The organism is Clostridium mediterraneense (assembly GCF_900091705.1).
GTDB classification, from domain to species: domain Bacteria; phylum Bacillota; class Clostridia; order Clostridiales; family Clostridiaceae; genus Sarcina; species Sarcina mediterraneense.
The window spans coordinates 691,841-712,950 of record NZ_LT594785.1 but is presented as its reverse complement, the minus strand read 5'-3'; the positions used below and the strand labels follow the sequence as shown (position 1 = coordinate 712,950).

Genomic DNA, 21,110 nt, shown 5'->3' with positions numbered 1-21,110 from the left:
ACCCCGGACACCGTGATTAAAAGTCACGTGCTCTACCGACTGAGCTAGCGAATCACATGGCTGGGATAACAGGATTTGAACCTGTGAATGACGGAGTCAAAGTCCGTTGCCTTACCGCTTGGCTATACCCCAACAATATAATAACTTTTTAATGGGGTGAGAGACGAGACTCGAACTCGCGACACCCAGAGCCACAACCTGGTGCTCTACCAACTGAACTACTCCCACCATATGGTGTACCTTTAGGGATTCGAACCCCAGGCCCACGCCTTAGAAGGGCGTTGCTCTATCCAGCTGAGCTAAAGATACACGTTATAGTTATTATTATGTTAAATTTTATAAAAAATTTATGGAGCGGGTAGCGAGAATCGAACTCGCCTATTCAGCTTGGAAGGCTGACGTTCTACCAATGAACTATACCCGCATATTGGTCGGGGTGACAGGGCTTGAACCTGCGACCTCATGCTCCCAAAGCACGCGCGCTCCCATCTGCGCCACACCCCGATATGGTGTACCTTTAGGGATTCGAACCCCAGACCCACGCCTTAGAAGGGCGTTGCTCTATCCAGCTGAGCTAAAGATACACATTATTTTTTTATTGCTTTTCCCTTGCAACGTTAATCAGTTTAACACAACTGATTTTGTTTGTCAAGAACTTTTTTGAAAAAGTTTTTGGAGCGGGTAGCGAGAATCGAACTCGCCTATTCAGCTTGGAAGGCTGACGTTCTACCAATGAACTATACCCGCATACTGGTCGGGGTGACAGGGCTTGAACCTGCGACCTCATGCTCCCAAAGCACGCGCGCTCCCATCTGCGCCACACCCCGATATGCTAAATAGCTTATCAAAACTTCTTCTTTAAGTTTCTCGTTTGTGTCGTTCTCTCTTGACGACAATAGTTATTCTACACTATACAAATTATTAAGTCAACACTTTTTTTAAATTTTTTTTATTTTTTTATACAAGCTTATGTAAAGCCAGTAAATAAGCCATTAGCAATAATTATTTATTTATAAATTCATTATATAAATAGATTATATTAAATAATATTTTAAATTTATTTTATCATTTTCTATTTCTAAATATCCTATTGAATTACTTCCATCCCTAGCTAAAGATGCACTTCCTGGATTAAATATATAAGTTCCTTCTTCTTCAATTAATAATTTTCTATGTGTATGTCCAAAGAAAACACAATTTGCTCCAAGTTCTAATGCTCTATAATAAATTTTACTTACATCATAATTAACACCATAATTATGACCATGTGTTAATAAAAACTTCTTTCCTTTTAGTTCTACTAATAATTCCTCCTCTCCACTACTATCATAATCACAGTTTCCCTTAACCATATATACTTTTCCTTTGAATTTTTCTTGTATATATCTAGCATCTGCTATATTATCTCCTAAATGAAAAATTGCATCTGAATTTTTACTTAATTCTAAAACCTTGTTTAATGTATTTATATCATTATGTGTATCACTTACTACTGTTATAATCATTTTATTAACTCTCCTTTTAATATTTAAAGAGTATCCCTTCCCTAATAAAATTTATAAAAAGATACCCTTATACTGTATTTTTATAATATTTCTTTTATTTTTTCTCTTAATTGTTTAAGTGCTCTACCTCTATGACTTATTAAATTTTTTTCTTCACTACTCATTTGTGCAAAAGTTTTTTTATATTCTGGTACATAGAATAATGGATCATATCCAAACCCTTCATCACCACTTAATTCTTCTGTTATTATTCCTTCAGATTCACCACGAACTACAATTTCTTTATCTTCTGATGAAATTAATGTAACAACACATACGAACTTAGCAGTTCTTTCTTCCATTGGAACACCTTTTAATTCTGATATTAATTTTTCATTATTTCTTTGATTATTACAGTCTTCTCCTGAGTATCTTGCTGAATACACTCCTGGTGCTCCATTTAAATAATCAACTTCAAGACCTGAATCATCTGACATTACTATAAATTCTTTTTCTCCCTTTGATTTTAAATATTCTACTATCTCACTAGCTTTTTTTCTTGAGTTAGCCTCAAAAGTATCTCCATTTTCTTCTACTTCTATATTTATATTCTCATCTTTAAGAGAAACTATTTCTAAATCTATATCCTTTAATATTTCTTTTATCTCTTTAACTTTATTCTTATTGTTACTTGCAATTATAAACTTTCTCACCTTCTAATCTCCTCTCTTTAATATATATGCTTTAATAATTAAATTTTACTTTACTATAATTAAATATTTTACTCTAATTATACTCTCATTAATTATATTATTAAATGCTTATATCCTCTATTTTTAGCATTTTGCATGGTAATATTTTATTACTATTTTCATATTAATAGTATATGAATTATTTTATGAGGTGAATAGATTGAAATATATAGGTTCTTTCTTTAGGATGAATTCTATCTCCGCAAAAGAAATTGAATCACAGCTACTTTTTTTTAGTCGTGAATCAGTTAAACATCTAGTTCTTGATTCTAGATGCGGGGTTCCTATATCTCAAAAAACACTAAAAAAAAGCTTTGAATCTAGACAATACAATAATATAAAAGAACTTAACCCTATAATGGCTATATATAAAAAAGCCAAACCAAATATTTATTATTCTAAACATAGTAAAACTTGGGATGAAACAACTTTTAAAAAAGAAATTCTTATTTCATCAAATGCTCTTATGACCTTAAACCTTTTAAAACTAGCTTCTTATTATAAAAATTTTAAAGATATTGATGATGATTTATATAACCTTTCACTAACATATATAAAACTTGCTAAGATACAGCTAGATTTTTATTATAAGAACTTAAGAAATACTGAAGGATTCTTTGTAGATAAAAAAAATATTTCTTCTTCAAATAATAGCTATCCAGAACTTGTAGATAAATCTTCTAGTTTTTCTTTTTCTGATCAAGCTTATATGATGCTTGCTTATTACTTATATTCAACAATGACTACAGATACTAATGAATCTAGAAACTTTAAAAATTTCTCTTTTGAAATACTAGATATGTTTGATAACAGAAAAGAATTCCTATATGATGAATCATTTGAGGAATGCTGTCATATTTGCTTTGTATTTAATATTATGTATGAACTATCCCAAAATACTAAATGTAAAAACCTACTTTTAGATATGTCTGATTTTATTTTATCTAGATATCAAGATAACGCTGTTGATACAAAAAATCTTAATTTAACAACAATGACATCTTTAAATTTATATCTTTCATATAGAAATACTAAGATGCTTGTTTTTAAAGAAGCTTTTATGGATATATGTAAATACTTCAAAACTATATATAATGATGAATTATCTACATTTATAAAGCCTGGTGATAAAAAGGACGTTAAATATTACAACATAGAGCTTATATTATACTTAGTAAATCTTTTACTCTACAATAGAGAAGATGATAGTGATAAAGAAAACGATAAATTAATTTCTGAATTCTTTAAAAATTCAATTGTTAATTCTTCTATAATTACTAGTTTCCCTGACCCACCAACACTTGACTCTTCAGAAAGATATAAGCACTTTTCATTAAGATCAACAGATCTATTAGATGATTTAATGTTTAATATGCCAGAAACTAATAATCCTAGTTCAACATTACTTGCTCCTGTATATTTAAAAAATACTGTTTATTCTAAAAAGAAGAGAACATTCTCATCAAGCAAAACTAGCTTCGAAAGTTTTCCTAATCTTTTTGTAGATTTTCTTATAATATGTTTATTTAATGATGATTATATAAACTTTATTTGTCCTATTCCTCTTGATGAAGATACAAAAAAAGAAAGAAACTCTAAAAAACCAGATAGAATATATCGTGAGGAAATAATTGAAGATATAGTTGAGGATTTAACTGAAGAAAAACTTGAAAAAGTACCTAAGGAAATTATTAAAGAAACTCCTCAAAATATTCCTAAGAAATCTTTAAAAACTAATTCTAAGAAAAATCATAAAAAAGCTAGTGCTATAGATACTCTTATGAATAGTGATGAAGAAGTTGATGTTGATACTATTGTAGCAACTGATGCTAAAGTTGAAGATAATATAATTAAGGTTGAAATTTTAAATGATGAAAAGGATAGTAAAGAGATAAAAGAGGATTCATTAGCTAAAAAAGAATAAATAAAAAGTAAAGGTAGATGCTTAAAAGCTCTACCTTTTTATTTTTAACCTATATAAAGCATTTTTTTTAGAATTATATTTCCATTAGCATCTATATAAACATTTTTTAAATTATCTGATTTGCTCCATAAATTATTTTCATTATATAAAGAGAATATTGAGTAATCAAAATCCCTATAATATCGTTCTATAGATTTTATAGTATCATTTATATTTTCCTCTTCTAGGTTTACTTCACCTAAAAATATATTAAAATTACCCGCCTTTAAGGCTTCTTCTAATTCATCTTTATTATAAAACTTATATGAAACATTAATTTTATATTTTTCTAACTCTGCTTTTATAAATTCAGCTAACTTTTTATTTTCAAAACTATCTTTTGCTATTATTCTAAGATTATCTTTTGTAAGATTAGGAATTCCCTTAAGGTATTTACTACTCATTTCAAAATTTTTATTTTTTGTTTCTTCACTATAAACTTGTTTATTTTCTTTTTTATAAAAAACACTCTCTTCTACTTCTGCTTTGGTTATAGGTCTAATATCAACAGTTGCAAAATTATTTTTAGGTAAATAACTTTCCATTATACTCATACTTAATGCAATATATATACCCTTTCTAAAATCTAGATACTGGCTAAGACCTTTAGTAGAATTAAATACCATGTATTCAAGTCTTGAAGATTCAAAATTATATGTATTACTTCTAAGACTACTTTCTTCAAAGACTGTATATGGTGGGTTATATGCTAAATCAACCTTATTAGTACTAAGTCTTGCAAAATCTTTAATATTATCTTTGCTTTTTACAATCTTTATATTTTTAGCACCACTAAACTTTAAACTATATTCCTTGTTTTTAGTTAGACTTATAGAATCATTATTATCAATTTTAGAAATTACATATGGTCCTGAATATCTAATATTTCTATAACTATTAATATAATTTGCTAATTCATCTTCTGGATTTCTAAGTCTATATTCAGGCTTAGTTAACTTCTTTAAAAAATCAGGATCTTTTCTATTTAAATTTATATTTAAATGTCTTTCATCTTTAGCTACAATCCCTACGTCCTTAAAAGTTGATTCTCCATTTCTATATTTCTCTACTCCATAAATACTATATAGTTCATCAGTTGTATAATTATTATTATCTTTAGATAATAGATACTCAAAATATTTTTCAAAGTCTTTTGCTGTTATTTTACTTCCATCACTCCAATAAATATCTTTTCTAATTAAGAAACTATATTTAATTCCATCATCACTAACATTCCATCCCTCAGCCAAAGCAGGTGCTATTACTCCATTTTCAGTTACTTCGATTAATCCTTCAAATAAAGATGCAATTATATCCTCTTCTCTAGTTTTTATATAACTAGATGGACTTAGAGTTGTTGGAATATCTGTAGTTGTATAAACCATTTCTCTATCATTACTTCCTATTTTTGAAACTGGTGCTACTGGAGTTATTTTTGAACATCCTGCAACAGTAAATAAAATAATAAAAAGAATACTGAGAAATTTTAAAATTCTATATCTTTTCATAATTTAACTCCCATTTAATTAGTACTATTTATAATGATTAACATATTTAATGATTTTAATTCATATTTAAGCTAAAGCATTAAATTTTCATTTATTTACATTTAATAAATAGAAGTGTTATAATTTATTTAATACTTTTTAGGAGGTAAATTATGACTATCGCAGTACAAATAATTGCTATATTATTTATGGTTACTTTAATGTTTATAGGTATTTGGACATTTGTTATTGCTAATAAGGCTTATAAGCAAGTTAAATATAAAAATTACTTACTTGAAAAGATTGCAAATCGTCTTTCTATAATAACTGAAGCTGTATATGATGATAAAAATACAATTAAAAAATTTAATAAAAAGCTTTCTGAAGAAGAGGAAGTAAGAAAAGATATTGAAGATATATTAGTTAAAGAAAATAAACTAGACGAAAACTCTTCAAATCAAAATTCTAGTTTAGATGAAGATACTATATCTAATGATGATATTGAAGAAATGAAAAATATTTCTGATGAAGTTGTAGAAAATAATTCTCAAACAGAAGATAATACTAAAAAATAAAAAGAACTATCCCTTTTATGGGGTAGTTCTTTTTTATTAAAATCCTATTTTTTAAATTCTATCTAATTAATATTTCTTCTCCAACGATATTTCTAAGAATATCTATTTTTAAATCAAAATCAAGTTTTTCAAGTACTTCAATAGTTACTTCTTCTATTGCAGAAATTTCTCCTTTATTAAAATTTTCTACAATTTCAGGTCTTTGATCTAAAATATCATTTACAAACTTTTTTATAAGCTCTTCTTGTTTATCGTCTATCTTATTACAACAACCATCCTCCGTAGGGATAATACACTCGTCCTGATTTTCAGATGTATTGTCTTTTACTTGATCCAAACTCATGTGATCTTCTCCTTAATTAAAAAAATATAAAAACCATAAATTTATTAAATCATTTTCTCAAACTCTTCTTCTGTAAGTATTTTTATTCCCAGTTCTACTGCTTTATCATATTTTGACCCTGCTGCTTCACCAGCTATGACATAATCAGTTTTTTTACTTACACTTCCTGAAACTTTTGCTCCAAGACTTTCAAGTTTATTTTTTATTTCTGTTCTTGAATAATTTTTAAGTGATCCTGTTGCTACCACAGTTTTATTGTTAAACACACTTTCAGTAGTTTCAGTCTCTTCATAACTTGGATTTACTCCAATATTTAAAAGTTCATCTATTACTGAAACTATTCTTTCTTCTTTAAAGAAATTAATAATACAAGCTGCTACAATATCCCCAACATCAGGAACTTTAACTAAATCCTCAAATTTTGCATTTTTAATATTTTCTAAAGTTTTAAATTCTTTTACTATATCCTTAGCAGTCTTAACACCTACATTAGGAATACTAAGTGCGTAAATAAATGCTGCTAAATCACACTCTTTACTTTTTTCAATAGCATCTAATAAGTTCTGAGCCTTTTTAGGACCAAATTTATCTAGGTCTAAAAGTTTTTCATACTCTAGCTTATATAAATCTGATATTGATTTTATATTTAACTTTTCAAATAATTGTTCTGCTGTTCTTTCAGAAAACCCTTCTATATTCATAGCATTTCTTGATGAATAATGCACTATTGTTTTTACTAACTGTGATTTACATCCTAAAGTATTATCACAGAATATATGAACTCCATCTTGATGTAACTCACTTCCACATGATGGACAATGTGTTGGTGGAATAATTTCTTCTGCATCTTCAAGACTTGATTCAACTACTCCCATAATTTCAGGAATAACATCATTACTTCTTCTTACAAATACTTCTGCTCCAAGCTTAACGCCTTTTCTCTTAATATCATCCATATTATTAAGTGTTACTCTTTTAACTGTTACTCCAGCAAGTTCAACTGGTTCAATTATAGCTGTTGGTGAAACTCTTCCACTCTTACCTATGTTCCATTCTACATCTATAAGCTTTGATGTTGTTTCTTGAGCTTCAAACTTATATGCAATAGCCCATTTAGGAGCCTTAACTGTGTATCCTAAAAGTTCTCTAGTTCTTATATCATCTATTGCTATAACAAGTCCATCAATATCATAATTTAAATCAAATCTTATATCTTCTATATATTTAATCTCATTTTCTATATCGCTAATAGAATAACAAACCTTAATATAATCATCCATTGGGAAACCTTTTTCTTTTATGAAATTTAACATCTCTTCATAAGTTTTAAAAGGCTGACCTTCTTTATATCCTATATCATAGAAAAATGCTGATAATCCTCTTTTAGCTGTTTCTGCTACATTTAAATTTCTAAGAGCACCTGCTGCTCCATTTCTTAAATTCTTAAGAGGTACTGCTGCTGTACTATTATATTTTTCAAATGCTTCTGTTGTCATTACAGCCTCACCATGTATTTCTAAGAAATTATTTGAATTTATCTTTAATGGAATTGATTTTATTGTCTTAACTTGTGCTGTTACATCTTCTCCAATTTCACCATTTCCTCTAGTTGCACCTGTTACCATTATCCCTTTATCATCATATGAAAGATTAACTGTAAGACCATCAAATTTTTTAGTAACTATATATTTAAGCTCTGGCAATTTTTCTGTTGCATTATTATTATATTCATTTATAAATTTTAAGTTCCTTTTATGCCAATCCTCTATTTCTTTAATAGTTTGAGCTTTTCCAAGGCTCCAAAGAGCTGCTTTATGTTTATATTTCTTAAATTCTGATAAGACTACATCTCCTACTCTTTGAGTTGGTGAATATGGCAATCTATAATTTAATTCTTTTTCTAAAGTTGTAAGCTCATCATACTTTTTATCATACTCCTGATCTGTAACAGAAGGATTTGCTAAAGTATAATACTCATAAGCATATCTATTTAATTCAGTTACTAGCTCTTCTATTCTCTTTTTCTTATCCATACTTACTCCTTTAATTCTAATCTTTAAACTTAACTATATTATAACCCTTAATTTATATTTAAATAAGCCCCCATAAAAAATGGAGGCTTATCATAAAAACTAAACTAAATCTAAATGAGCAAAGCTTAGCATTAAATGTTTTACTCCTTGGCTATCAAAAGCTATTGTAAGCTTAATATCATCTCCAACTTTTGAAGTTGTAATTATTGTACCTATTCCAAACTTACTATGCTTTACCTTTTGTCCCATCTTAGCAGTTTCAGCAGTAAGTGCCTTTTCACTTTCATTGCCTCCACTAAGTATATCATCTAACTTTCTAGTTGCTTTTTCTCTATTAATACTATTGCTACCATATGAAAAACTACTTGTTAATCCATGTGGATTATTGCTTCTAGATGTAAAAGTTGATTTGAAACTTGAGTCATTTCTTAAAGAATTCGCCTTCTTCTCTGGATATTCCTTTAAATCCATAGGTATTTCTCTAATAAAATCTGATTGTGGATAAGACACTGTCTTACCAAATACCATTCTTGTTTCAGCTGATGTCATATAAAGTTTTTCTTCAGCTCTTGTTATACCAACATAACAAAGTCTTCTTGCTTCTTCCATCTCACTTTCTTTTTCCATAGCTTTTGCATTTGGGAATATTCCATTCTCCATACCAACCATAAATACCACTGGGAACTCTAATCCTTTAGCACTATGTATTGTCATAAGAGTTACATAATTACTATCCTCTTCCATATTATCTGTATCTTGAACTAAAGCAACTTTTTCTAAATATGTTGCAAGATTTCTCTCCTCTTCTGGAGTAGTTTTCTCAAAATCAACAGCATCAGAAACAAGTTCCTTAAGATTTTCTATTCTACTTTCATCTTCTAATAACTTAGAATTCTTTAAAGCATCTATATAACCTGAATGTTCTAAAACATATTCTATAAGTTCAGATACACTTAATGATTCTGCCATTATCTTTATATCTTCCATCATATCAACAAATCTAATTATAGGATTTTTACCTCTTGATGTAAGACTAGGTATATTTTCTACTGATAATAAAGCATCATAAAAATCTAAATCATACATTGCTGCATATTCATCAACTTTATCAATAGTTGTATTACCTATACTTCTCTTTGGAACATTTATAATTCTTTTTAAGGCTATATCATCTTGTGGATTCACTATAACTTTTAAATATGAAAGGATATCTTTAATTTCTTTTCTATCATAGAATTTAAGTCCACCAAAAATTCTATATGGAATACCCGCTCTTCTTAAACTTTCTTCAAATGTACGAGATTGAGCATTTGTTCTATAAAGAATTGCAAAATCTTTATAATTCCAAGATGTCTCTCCCCCTCTAAGTTTTTCAATTTCACCTGCAACAAAAGCAGCTTCCATCTTATCTGAAAAACTTCTTTCTATAGTAATTTTATTACCTGCTTCTTTTTCAGTTCTTAAAACCTTAGATTTTCTCTCTAAATTATTTTTTATAACTCTATTAGCAGCTTCAAGAATATTTCCTTTAGATCTATAGTTTTGCTCAAGTTTTACAACCTTAGCATCTGGATAATCTTTTTCAAAATCAAGAATATTCTTAATATCTGCTCCTCTCCATGCATAAATACATTGGTCATCATCACCAACAACACAGATGTTTTTATTTTTATCAGCAAGCATTCTTGCAAATTCATATTGAGCTTTATTAGTATCTTGATACTCATCTATCATTATGTATTTAAATTTATTTTGATAAAATTCTAAAACTTCTTCTGAAGTTCTAAATAACTCAACAGTTTTTCCTATTAAATCATCAAAATCTAAAGCGTTATTACTCTTAAGTCTTTTTTGATATAACTCATAAGCATTTGCTATTTTTTCTTTTCTATAATTTCCTTCTACTTCTCTTCTATACGCAGAAGGGCTTTGAAGATTATCTTTAGCTTTACCTATGCTTCCTAAAATCTCATTATCTGATATATCTTTTTCATTAATCTCTAATTCCTTCATTATATGTTTAATTAGAGTTTTTTGATCTGAAGAATCATAAATAGTAAAATCTTTTTTATATCCTATTTTATCTATTTCTCTTCTTAAAATTCTTACGCAAGTTGAGTGGAATGTAGATATCCACATTCTATCAGCATCATCACCAACTAAAGCTTTAACTCTTTCTCTCATCTCTGCTGCTGCCTTATTAGTAAATGTAATTGCTAATATATTATAAGGTCTTATATCTAAATCTTTAAGCATATGAGCTATTCTATGAGTTAATACTCTTGTTTTTCCTGATCCTGCTCCTGCAAGTATTAAAACTTGACCATCTATAGTTGTTGCAGCTTCATATTGTTCTTTATTAAGTAAGCTTTTTAAATCCACAAGACCAACTCCTTCTTTTACTATTCTATATTTATCTATTATAACATAATAATTTTTTACCATATATCATTATAATTTTTCTTAATTTATAAATCATTTTTATAAATAAAATAAGCCCTAATATATAAGATATAAAACTAAATATCGCATATATTAAGGCTTAAAATAAAAACGCAACCCTTGGGGCCAGGTTGCGTCTTAGCAATAAGCAATAAATAAAAAGGGGGCTATTTATCCTTTTATTTATCCTTGCATTAACATTATATTAAAAAGGATTTCTAAATGCAAGTGATTTAAATTATTTTTTGTAATTTATTACCTCTAAATTTTCTACTTATTACCAACTTTTTAATTAGATTAAAAATCTTTGCATAATAAATCTAATTCTTCTTGAGTAAGCTCTCTATACTCACCTTCATTTAAAGATTCATCTATATCAATATTACCAAATTTAATTCTTCTTAAATATTCAACTTTCTTCCCTCTAGCCTCAAACATTCTTTTAACTTGATGGAATTTACCTTCTTGAATAGTAACTTCAACTTTTGACATATCACCTAAGTTTTCAATAACCTTAAGCTTTGCTGGCATACACTTATATCCATCATCAATAGTAATACCATTTTCAAATGCTTTTATATCACTTTCATCAACTTCAGCATTTATATGTGCAAAATAAACTTTATTTACCCCTGACTTAGGAGAAATTAACTTATGGTTTAATTCACCATCATTAGTTAGAAGTAATAAACCAACTGTATCTTTATCAAGTCTACCAACTGGGAAAGGTTCAAAAACTTGATGCTCTGGATAAAGTAAATCTACCACTGTTTCCTCTCTATTATCAAAAGTAGCTGAAATAACTCCTGCTGGCTTATTCATTATAAGATATATAAATTCTCTATAAACTACTTCTTCATCACCAACAAAAATAGAATCTTCATAAGGATTAACCTTCATATTATTGTCTTTAACAACAACACCATTAACTGTTACTAAACCTTGTTTAACAACCTTTTTTATTTCTTTTCTAGTTCCATATCCTAAATTTGAAAGTATTTTATCTAATCTTTCCAAAACTTCTTCCTCCTAAAACTAAACATTTATGCTCTATATCATTTTTACATTATACCAAAAAGAGAGCAAATCCCAAAAATAATTTAGATTTACTCCCGTACAATTAAACTCTATCTCTATAATATTTTAAAACCTTCGGAACATAATTTTGTGTTTCCTTTGGCATTTTATACAAATCACTAGCAGATTTAACTCCTCTTCTTTCCATAGTTCCTGGCCCTCCATTATAAGCCATAAGAGCCATTTCAAGATTTCCATTATATCTATCAAGATAATTTCTTAGGAGTTTTGCTCCACCATTAATATTTTGTTCTATATCATATCCATTACTTATACCTAAAAAACTAAAATTAGCAGGCATTATCTGCATCAGTCCTTGTGCTCCTGCTGATGAAGTAACACTAGGATTAAAATTAGATTCAGCTTTTATAATTGCTCTAATAATCCCCTTATCAATTCTATATTTTTTAGAAGCATTTTCAATAGCTACATTTATTCTTTGTTCTGTTAAAGTAATATTATTGTTACTCTCAATCTTAGTTTCTACATTAATATTACTTTCTACATTAACTTTATTTTCCTGAGAAGTTAAACTTGGATTTAAAGGCTTTAAGATTACCTCATTATTCTCTTCTTTCTTTAAATCACTTAGATTACTACTTTCTGTAGAATTATTACTATTAGTCATTGAAGATAAAACTGAATGCATCACAATATCAAAAATAGGTGAACTTTCCTTACTGCTACTCTTCATCTGACTTAATAGCATAAATGCTGCTATTTGTTCTGAACCTAAACCCTCTATCTTCATAAATTTTCTCCCCTTAAATTCTGTCTATTCTTCTACTCTAAATTCAAAAATACCATAGTCCTCATAAGCACATTTCTTATAATGACTTTTAGCAAGAACTAAAACTCTATAATCCCCTTCTGCAAAAGGTCTAAATAAATAATATTTCTTTCTACTATATCTTTGTCTTAATTCCCAGTTTCCATTTTTCATTATATAGAATTCATAGCAAGTCCCTTTTCCACCTTCACTATTAACATTAAAACTAATCTCTTCATTAATCTTAAATAATGTTTTATTAGCAAATACAGTTGTATTTGTTATAGGTGGTGCTTCATTTACATAAAACTTAACCTCTCTTTTACTATCAAATCCAACTAAACACTTAACATTTTTCACATATATCTGAACAACATATTTACCTGGACATTTTGGTGTAACTATAAGCTTTTCCACATTAGCAAAATCTGTTTCCTCAACAATATGTCCATTAATAGTAGTCACATATCTCATAAGAGTCTCACTAGTATTAGTAACAATAGGTTCAATATTTATATGATCACCAACAAGGAAATAATCTTTAGCTGGAACTAAAATATGGTCTATCTTTGCTTCATTATATAATTTAACTTCTAGATGAACTAAACTATGAGTATCATATTCTTTATGAGAGTACTTGTCCTTAACTTTTATACTAACATCATAAAATCCTGATTCCTCTGGAATAAACTCTGCCCAGTTATAATCCCTATATTCAGTTTCATGTACAACTCTACCATCTTTAATAAATTCAAAAGCATATTTAATAGATTCTACTCTATCAGTATCAACACTTACTTTAATTGGTTTACCAACTAAATGAACTCCATTATGGTCCATATTTATATTAGTTATTCTAATTGTTTTTCTAACATCTGCTTCTATTATAAAGTTAATACTTGCTTCTAATTCATAATCATCAGGACAACTTTCATCCTTAACCCAAAGTACTATTTTATAATATCCTTCACTTTTTGCATTCCAAACAAAATTATTATCTTTTCTATACCCTGATTCCTCAAAATGAGGTCCTTCTATTTTGAATCTATATCTAAGGTCTTTTCCTCCTGTAACTATAGCTTTAATATTTATATCATCACCAACCACAGCTGGAGAAATAACATCAGTTGTTAAACTTTTAAGATTTATATCTCTATATGGTTTGATTTTATAAACCATAAGTGCTCTATCATCAAATTCTCTTGTGGAGTACATATCTCTTATGTAACACATAAGCTTATATTCACCACTTTCATTTTCAGTAAAGCTAACCATATTTCTTGATGAATAATCCTGTATACAAATAGTACTTCCATCTGGATTTACTTTAACAAATTTATAAAGACCTGTTCTATCATCCTCAAAATTTGCATCTACCTTAAATATAAGTTCTTCTCCACAAAGAAGTTCACCTGCTAAACACTGAAAATTAACAACTTCAACATTAGCTATATTATTAACTGTAAAGTTTAAAGTTTCATAATCATCAAAATTATTATTTGAATTTGGCTGCTTACACTCAATTAAAATTTCAAAATTACCAGGTTCATTTGCAGTAAAATTAAGTTTATTATCTGGAGTATAATCTCTTATTAATCTCCAGCCTTCATTTGAACTAATAAAATATCTATACATAACAAGCGCTTTATTAGTATCAACTGATATTTCTATTTTTTCTCCTATTTCAAAGACATCTTTATTTATATCTACATCTCTAATTAGACTTTCATCATTTATTCCCACAGTTACACTTCTGGATGCTTTATAATCAAAGGATTTTACTGAATTAAGCTTTTTCGCTTCAGCTATTATATGATAATTTCCTTTTTGAATAGGATTCCAAAAGAATTCATCACAATCTACAAACTCCTCATCTAAAGCTTCCCATACTCCCTCTCTTCCTATAAGTATTTTATAAAGTAATTTTTCATTTGTATTATTTTCTACTTTTATATCAAAAACATCTCTATCATCAACTTGTCTACTGAAAAGATCTATATATATATCATCCATATTAAACACCCCTGCCAATATTCTCTACCATTCGCATACCTCTACTCAAATTATACAACTTCTGCCATATTATGTAAACATAATTTAGACCTTTTCAATATCAAATTTTTTAGATAAATTTATGAATAATATAATTAAAAATACACATAATAAATTTAGTGTTAAGACCTAACACTATAAATCTCCTAATTTTATTATATCCATATAATCAAACCATTAAAATAGAAGTCTCAGGTTTAACCTGAGATTTCTATTTTTCTTGATTAATTACTTTCTTAATTGTATTATACAAATTTATATCATCTTCTTTTTTTCTTTTACTAGCATTTTTACCTCTTAATCCAGCCTTTCTAGCTTTTTGAGATAAATGTCTTTCAAATAATAATCTTTCTATATTATCATTACTAAAAATCATACCTTTAGGAGAAATAGCATAAGCTTTCTTTCCTAAAGCAAGAGCAGCTACACCAAAATCTTGAGATATAACAATATCTCCTTCTTTAGTATCATTAATTACATACATATCAACTGATTGAAATCCAGCATCTACTCTTTTTACTTCACCATAGTTTAAGTTAATATTATGATCTATAGTTGAATAAACTAACAAATCAATATTTTCTTCCTTTGCTACTTTTTCAATATAAGAAATACCTGGACACCCATCTCCATCAACTATAATTCTCATAAAATTCACCTCTTTTATTATCCTATATTAATAAGGAAGCAAATTCAATCCTTCTTATTAATATTTGTTTTATGATAAAAATTATTTAAAACTAAAAAATATTACAAATAAAAATTTATTTATTAAATATATAATACTCCAAATTTAAAAATAGTAAATAAAATTTTTATCTACAAACAAAAAAAGATACCTTTAATAAGGTATCCTTTTAAAATATTATAATCTTTTTTCAAGTTCAGCTTTCATATCTTCAAATCCTGGCTTACCAAGTAAAGCAAACATATTCTTCTTATATGCTTCAACTCCTGGTTGGTCAAATGGATTTACTCCAAGTAAATATCCACTTATTCCACAAGCCTTTTCAAAGAAGTATACCATCTTACCAAAGTAGTAAGGTGTAAGTTCTGGAACATTAACTATAAGATTTGGAACTCCTCCATCATTATGAGCAAGTAATGTTCCTTCAAAAGCTTTCTTATTTACAAAGTCCATTGTTTTACCAGCTAAGAAGTTAAGTCCATCAGCATTATCTTCTGTTGCTTCTATAGTAACTTCATATCTTGGCTTTTCTACATTTATAATTGTTTCAAATATATTTCTGCTACCTTCTTGAATATATTGACCCATTGAGTGTAAATCTGTTGAGAAGTTAACTGATGCTGGGAATAATGATTTTCCATCCTTACCTTCTGATTCACCATATAATTGTTTCCACCATTCTCCGAAGTATTGAAGATTTGGTTCATAGTTAACTAAGATTTCAATAGCTTTTCCTTTATTGTATAAAGCATTTCTTGCTGCTGCATACTTATAACAATCGTTTTCTAAAACATTAGGATTTGAGTATTCTTCTCTTGCATCACTAGCACCCTTCATCATTTCATCTATATCAATTCCAGCTGCTGCTATTGGAAGTAATCCAACTGCTGTTAATACTGAGAATCTTCCTCCAACATTATCAGGAACTACAAATTGTTCATATCCTTCTTGAACAGCTAAACCTTTTAATGCTCCCTTAGCTGCATCTGTTGTTGCATATATTCTCTTCTTAGCTTCTTCTTTTCCATATTTCTTTTCAATATAGTCTTTTAATATTCTAAAAGCTATTGCAGGTTCTGTAGTAGTACCTGATTTTGAAATAATATTAAGACTTATATCTTTTCCTTCTATTGCTTGTAATAAATCATGCATATATGTTGAACTTATATTATTACCTACATAGAATATTTTTGGTGCTTTTCTATTATTGTTATCTAAAGCATTATGGAAATTACTACTTAACATTTCTATAGCTGCTCTAGCTCCAAGATATGATCCACCTATTCCTATAACTATTAAAACATCTGAATCACTCTTAATTTTTTCTGCTGCACTCTTTATTCTAGCAAATTCTTCTTTATCATAATTAACTGGTAAGTCAACCCATCCTAAAAAGTCACTTCCAGCTCCTGTTCCCTCATGTAATTTTTTATGTGCCATCTCTACTGCTTCTTGCATATACTTTATTTCATGTTCACCTAAAAAGCTAGTAGCCTTTGATAAATCAAGCTTTAATGTATTCATATACTAAAACCTCCAACCCTTTCGTATTGTACTATAAGATATAATTATATTTTATCATATAAAATAATTTAATAACAATTTAACATTTATATTCTATCTCCTTATTTTATACCAATTTATATACTATAAATATTTATTTCTCTACATAACTTATTATTACTTTAATTTTGTATGTAAATGTTTAAATTCTAAACAAAAAAGAAGCTACCCTTTAAAAAGGTAACTTCTTATATTTTTTATTCTACATCTGCTTTATCAAAGAATACAAATCCAAGTTGAGAAACTCTAACTCCCTTAACATTCTTTTGAATTGATTTTGGTTGTGTATAATAGTATAAAGGAATTATTGGCATATCAGTTAATAATATTTCTTCAGCATCCTTTAATAATTGATCTCTCTTAGCAGAATCAACTTCTACCTTTGCCTTAGTTATAAGCTCATCATATTTAGGATTACTATATCCTGCATCATTTGTTCCAGTTCCTGTAACAAATAAATCTAAGAAAGTCATAGGATCTACATAGTCTCCAACCCAACCATGTCTAGCAATTTGATAATTCTTATTATTTCTTGTTGATTGGAATACTTTCCATTCTTCATTCTTAAGTTCAACATTAACACCAATCTTTTTCCACATACCTTGAATAGCTTGAGCTATTTCACTGTGTGCACCTTCTGTATTAAACATTAAAGTAATTGTTGGAAGACCCTTTCCATCTGGATAGCCAGCCTTTGCTAATAATTTTTTAGCTTCTTCTACATTACCTTTAGCTGGGAAGTATTCTTTTTTACTAAATACATTTCCTTGTGAATCCTTAACACTTTCTGGTACAAAGCTAGTAGCTGGAACTTGTTCTCCTTTAGTAACATTTTTAACAATAGCTTCTCTATCAATAGCAAGATTTAAAGCCTTAGTAACATCTGGATTTCTTAAAGCTTCAGGACTCATACTATTTCCTGTAACGTTTATTGAGTAATAATAAGTTCCAAGTTGAGGATAAATTTTACCTACACCTTCTTTAACTGCTCCTGCAATTTCAGCTGATGGTATAGTATCAACCATATGAATTTCTCCTGCTTTAAATGATGAATAAGCTGAATTTTCATCTGCTATCATTCTCATTTCTAAAGTATCAAGTTTTACAGAATCCTTATTCCAATAATTTTCATTCTTTTCATAAACTAAAGCATCTTTTTGTCTCCATTCTTTTAATTGGAAAGGCCCATTTGAGATATATGTTTCTGGTTTTGTTGCCCAAGATTCATTACCTTCAACAATATCTTTTCTTACAGGCATATAAGTTGGAAATGCCATAAGTTCTGGGAAATATGGTGTAGGATTTTCAAGAGTTACTTCTAAAGTCTTTTCATCAATAACCTTGATTCCTAAATCCTTAGCATCACCTTTCTTTTTATTAAAAGCTTCTGCCCCTTTAATATAATAAAGTTGATAAGCATATGCTGACCCTGTCTTAGGATCTAATGCTCTTTGCCATGCATAAGCAAAATCATCAGCTGTAACAGCTTTACCATCTGACCATTTAGCATTATCTCTTAAATGGAAAGTATACACTAGCTTATCTTCTGATAAATCATATTTTTCAGCCACTCCTGGTTCTGCCTTATCCTCAGCATTCAATCTCATAAGTCCTTCAAATGAATTTTCTATAGCTGTTCCTGCTTGAACCTCTTCATTTAATGCTGGATCAAGAGTTTTTGGATCTGCCCCCATATTATAAATTAACTTCTTCCCCTCTTTTCCAGCAGATGCTGAGCTTGCATCACTGCCACAAGCTGCTAAACTTGCTCCTATTGCTACAGTCATAGCAATAGCACAAAATTTCTTTAATTTTGTAAATTTCATAATTTGCCCCCCTTAAATTATTTATATTAAATATTGCTAACGCAACTTAATACCGATATTATTCAAATAGATGACAAGCAACAAAATGCTCTTTCTCTACTTCTTTAAGTTGTGGTGTAACTTTACCACAGATATCCATAGCATATTTACATCTTCCTTTAAATCTACACCCTTCTGGTGGATCTATAGGTGATGGAATATCTCCATCTAAAACTATTCTTTTATTATTTTTAGCTATATCTGGATCTGGAATAGGAACTGCTGATAAAAGTGCCTTTGTATATGGATGTTTTGGCTCTAAATAAACATTGTCACTTGGCCCCTTTTCAACCATTTTTCCAAGATACATTACTCCTATATGAGTTGATATATGTTTTACCATGCAAAGATCATGTGCTATAAAAAGATAAGTAAGCCCCATTTCTTCTTGTAACTCTTCTAGCATATTTATAACCTGAGCCTGAATTGAAACATCTAGTGCTGATATAGGTTCATCACAAATAATTATTTCTGGTTCAACAGCAAGAGCTCTTGCAATACCAATTCTTTGTCTTTGCCCACCTGAAAATTCATGAGCATATCTATTTATATGATCACCACTAAGTCCAACCTTGAAAAGTAAATCTCTTATTCTATTTGTTCTTTCTTCACCTTTATAAAGACCATGGATATCAATTGCCTCACCAATTATATCTCCAACTGTCATTCTTGGGTTAAGTGAAGCATATGGATCTTGGAAAATCATTTGTATTTTTCTTCTTAAAGGAACCATTTCTTTTTCTGAAAGATTAGTAATATCTTTTCCTTTATAAATTATATTTCCATATGTTGGTTCATATAACTTCAAAATAGTTCTTCCTGTAGTTGTTTTTCCACAACCTGATTCACCAACAAGTCCTAAAGTTTCACCTTTTTTAATTGAAAATGAAACATCATCAACTGCTTTAACGTAACTTGGCTTTTTAAATAAGCCTTTTTTAACAGGAAAGAACTTACTTAAATTATTTATTTCTAAAATAACCTCTCTATTTTCCATCTATTCTTCCCCCTTTACTAAAGGACTCTCAACTTTTGGTGCATTTCTATGACATAGCCAACAAGCTGTCTTTTGATTTTCACCAGTTTCAAAATATGGTGGCATCTTTTCTAAACATACTTTCATAGCATAATCACATCTTGCTGCAAATGGGCAGCCTGCAGGTGGTTTCAGTAAATCTGGTGGTTGTCCATCTATTGGCTTTAGTTTTTCTTTAGTAATTGATTTTGGATTTGGAACACTATTTAAAAGTCCCCAAGTATATGGATGTTTTGCTCTATAGAAAATATCTTCTGTTGTTCCTTTTTCTATAATTACTCCACCATACATTACATTAATTCTTGTACAAAGATCTGCAACAACCCCAAGATCATGAGTAATAAGAATAATTGATGTATTTAATTTATCTTTTAAATTCTTCATTAAGTCAAGAATTTGTGCTTGTATAGTAACATCAAGAGCTGTTGTAGGCTCATCAGCAACTATAAGCTTTGGATTACAAATAAGACTTATAGCTATCATAACTCTTTGTCTCATTCCACCTGAAAATTCATGAGGATATTGCTTCATTCTTTTCTCAGGACTTGGTATACCAACAAGTGTTAACATTTCTATAGCTCTTTTTTTAGCTTCACTTTTTGGTATATTCTCATGCTTTATAAGATGTTCTGTAAGTTGAGTACCTATATTTAAAACTGGATTTAAAGAAGTCATAGGATCTTGGAAAATCATAGCCATCTCTTTTCCTCTAATTGACTCCATTTGTTTTTCTGTATATTTTGATAAATCTTTACCCTCAAACTCAATTGAACCTTCTATTATCTTTCCGTTATCTGATAAAAGTCTCATAACTGACATCATAGTTACAGATTTTCCACAACCTGATTCTCCAACTACTCCAACAGCTTCTCCACTTTCTACATCAAAACTTACTCCTCTAACTGACTTTACCTCACCTATATGTGTTTCAAAGGAGGTTTTTAAATTTTTAACTTCCAATAATTTTGCCATATGTCCTCC

Annotated in this window: 16 protein-coding genes and 8 tRNA genes; 2 read left to right on the top strand and 22 right to left on the bottom strand. The window is 28.8% G+C overall.

The window, feature by feature from the left end:
• Positions 1-57 precede the first annotated feature (57 nt).
• The 10 genes from BN8917_RS05415 to BN8917_RS05370 form a co-directional block, all read right to left on the bottom strand.
• Positions 58-132: transfer RNA gene (locus BN8917_RS05415), tRNA-Gln, on the bottom strand.
• A 20-nt stretch (positions 133-152) separates the two neighbouring features.
• Positions 153-228 (bottom strand) — tRNA-His (locus BN8917_RS05410).
• Between the two features lie 4 nt (positions 229-232).
• Positions 233-309, bottom strand: a tRNA-Arg gene (locus tag BN8917_RS05405).
• A gap of 41 nt (positions 310-350) precedes the next feature.
• Positions 351-424 (bottom strand) — tRNA-Gly (locus BN8917_RS05400).
• 4 nt (positions 425-428) lie between these two features.
• Positions 429-504, bottom strand: a tRNA-Pro gene (locus BN8917_RS05395).
• A 3-nt stretch (positions 505-507) separates the two neighbouring features.
• Positions 508-584, bottom strand: a tRNA-Arg gene (locus BN8917_RS05390).
• Positions 585-673: 89 nt separating this feature from the next.
• Positions 674-747: transfer RNA gene (locus BN8917_RS05385), tRNA-Gly, on the bottom strand.
• A gap of 4 nt (positions 748-751) precedes the next feature.
• Positions 752-827, bottom strand: a tRNA-Pro gene (locus tag BN8917_RS05380).
• Positions 828-1,034: 207 nt separating this feature from the next.
• A complete protein-coding gene (locus BN8917_RS05375) occupies positions 1,035-1,505 on the bottom strand; it encodes a metallophosphoesterase (protein ID WP_066871667.1) in 471 nt (156 codons plus the stop codon).
• Between the two features lie 80 nt (positions 1,506-1,585).
• The gene (locus BN8917_RS05370) at positions 1,586-2,197 is read right to left on the bottom strand and encodes an XTP/dITP diphosphatase (protein WP_066871665.1); all 612 of its coding nucleotides are present in this window, start codon (positions 2,195-2,197) and stop codon (positions 1,586-1,588) included.
• A 199-nt stretch (positions 2,198-2,396) separates the two neighbouring features.
• Between BN8917_RS05370 and BN8917_RS05365 the strand changes: the two genes are divergently transcribed.
• Positions 2,397-4,160 carry a hypothetical protein gene (locus BN8917_RS05365; protein WP_066871662.1) on the top strand — a complete coding sequence of 588 codons (1,764 nt, stop codon included), beginning with the start codon at positions 2,397-2,399 and terminating at the stop codon, positions 4,158-4,160.
• 44 nt (positions 4,161-4,204) lie between these two features.
• Here BN8917_RS05365 and BN8917_RS05360 read toward each other — a convergent pair whose 3' ends face one another.
• Positions 4,205-5,707: an ABC transporter substrate-binding protein gene (locus tag BN8917_RS05360; protein WP_066871659.1), complete on the bottom strand. Its 1,503-nt coding sequence runs from the start codon at positions 5,705-5,707 to the stop codon at positions 4,205-4,207.
• 152 nt (positions 5,708-5,859) lie between these two features.
• Here BN8917_RS05360 and BN8917_RS05355 point away from each other — a divergent pair, with 152 nt between their 5' ends.
• The gene (locus tag BN8917_RS05355) at positions 5,860-6,261 is read left to right on the top strand and encodes a hypothetical protein (protein ID WP_066871656.1); all 402 of its coding nucleotides are present in this window, start codon (positions 5,860-5,862) and stop codon (positions 6,259-6,261) included.
• A 58-nt stretch (positions 6,262-6,319) separates the two neighbouring features.
• Here the strand turns inward: BN8917_RS05355 and BN8917_RS05350 are convergent, their stop codons facing one another.
• The 11 genes from BN8917_RS05350 to BN8917_RS05300 all read right to left on the bottom strand — a co-directional run bounded on the left by BN8917_RS05350 (position 6,320) and on the right by BN8917_RS05300 (position 21,101).
• Positions 6,320-6,604, bottom strand: coding sequence for a hypothetical protein (locus BN8917_RS05350; protein ID WP_066871653.1), 285 nt, complete (start codon positions 6,602-6,604; stop codon positions 6,320-6,322).
• A 44-nt stretch (positions 6,605-6,648) separates the two neighbouring features.
• Positions 6,649-8,637: an NAD-dependent DNA ligase LigA gene (ligA, locus tag BN8917_RS05345; protein WP_066871650.1), complete on the bottom strand. Its 1,989-nt coding sequence runs from the start codon at positions 8,635-8,637 to the stop codon at positions 6,649-6,651.
• Between the two features lie 99 nt (positions 8,638-8,736).
• Positions 8,737-11,019: a DNA helicase PcrA gene (gene pcrA, locus BN8917_RS05340; RefSeq protein WP_066875385.1), complete on the bottom strand. Its 2,283-nt coding sequence runs from the start codon at positions 11,017-11,019 to the stop codon at positions 8,737-8,739.
• A gap of 357 nt (positions 11,020-11,376) precedes the next feature.
• Complete coding sequence (locus tag BN8917_RS05335; RefSeq protein WP_066871647.1) at positions 11,377-12,096, bottom strand: pseudouridine synthase; 720 nt, start codon at positions 12,094-12,096, stop codon at positions 11,377-11,379.
• 103 nt (positions 12,097-12,199) lie between these two features.
• Positions 12,200-12,907, bottom strand: a complete 708-nt coding sequence (locus BN8917_RS05330; RefSeq protein ID WP_066871644.1) for a lytic transglycosylase domain-containing protein — start codon at positions 12,905-12,907, stop codon at positions 12,200-12,202.
• 24 nt (positions 12,908-12,931) lie between these two features.
• Complete coding sequence (locus BN8917_RS05325) at positions 12,932-14,938, bottom strand: triple tyrosine motif-containing protein (protein WP_066871641.1); 2,007 nt, start codon at positions 14,936-14,938, stop codon at positions 12,932-12,934.
• 250 nt (positions 14,939-15,188) lie between these two features.
• On the bottom strand, positions 15,189-15,626 hold the full coding sequence (locus BN8917_RS05320) for a YaiI/YqxD family protein (RefSeq protein WP_066871638.1): 438 nt from the start codon (positions 15,624-15,626) through the stop codon (positions 15,189-15,191).
• A 216-nt stretch (positions 15,627-15,842) separates the two neighbouring features.
• Positions 15,843-17,189, bottom strand: coding sequence for a glucose-6-phosphate isomerase (locus tag BN8917_RS05315; RefSeq protein WP_066871635.1), 1,347 nt, complete (start codon positions 17,187-17,189; stop codon positions 15,843-15,845).
• A gap of 236 nt (positions 17,190-17,425) precedes the next feature.
• Entirely contained in the window at positions 17,426-19,054 is a 1,629-nt protein-coding gene (locus BN8917_RS05310) for a peptide ABC transporter substrate-binding protein (protein WP_066871632.1), read from the bottom strand.
• A 58-nt stretch (positions 19,055-19,112) separates the two neighbouring features.
• Positions 19,113-20,090 carry an ABC transporter ATP-binding protein gene (locus BN8917_RS05305; protein WP_066871629.1) on the bottom strand — a complete coding sequence of 326 codons (978 nt, stop codon included), beginning with the start codon at positions 20,088-20,090 and terminating at the stop codon, positions 19,113-19,115.
• Entirely contained in the window at positions 20,091-21,101 is a 1,011-nt protein-coding gene (locus BN8917_RS05300; RefSeq protein ID WP_066871626.1) for an ABC transporter ATP-binding protein, read from the bottom strand. It lies immediately after the preceding gene.
• Between the last annotated feature and the right edge of the window lie 9 nt (positions 21,102-21,110).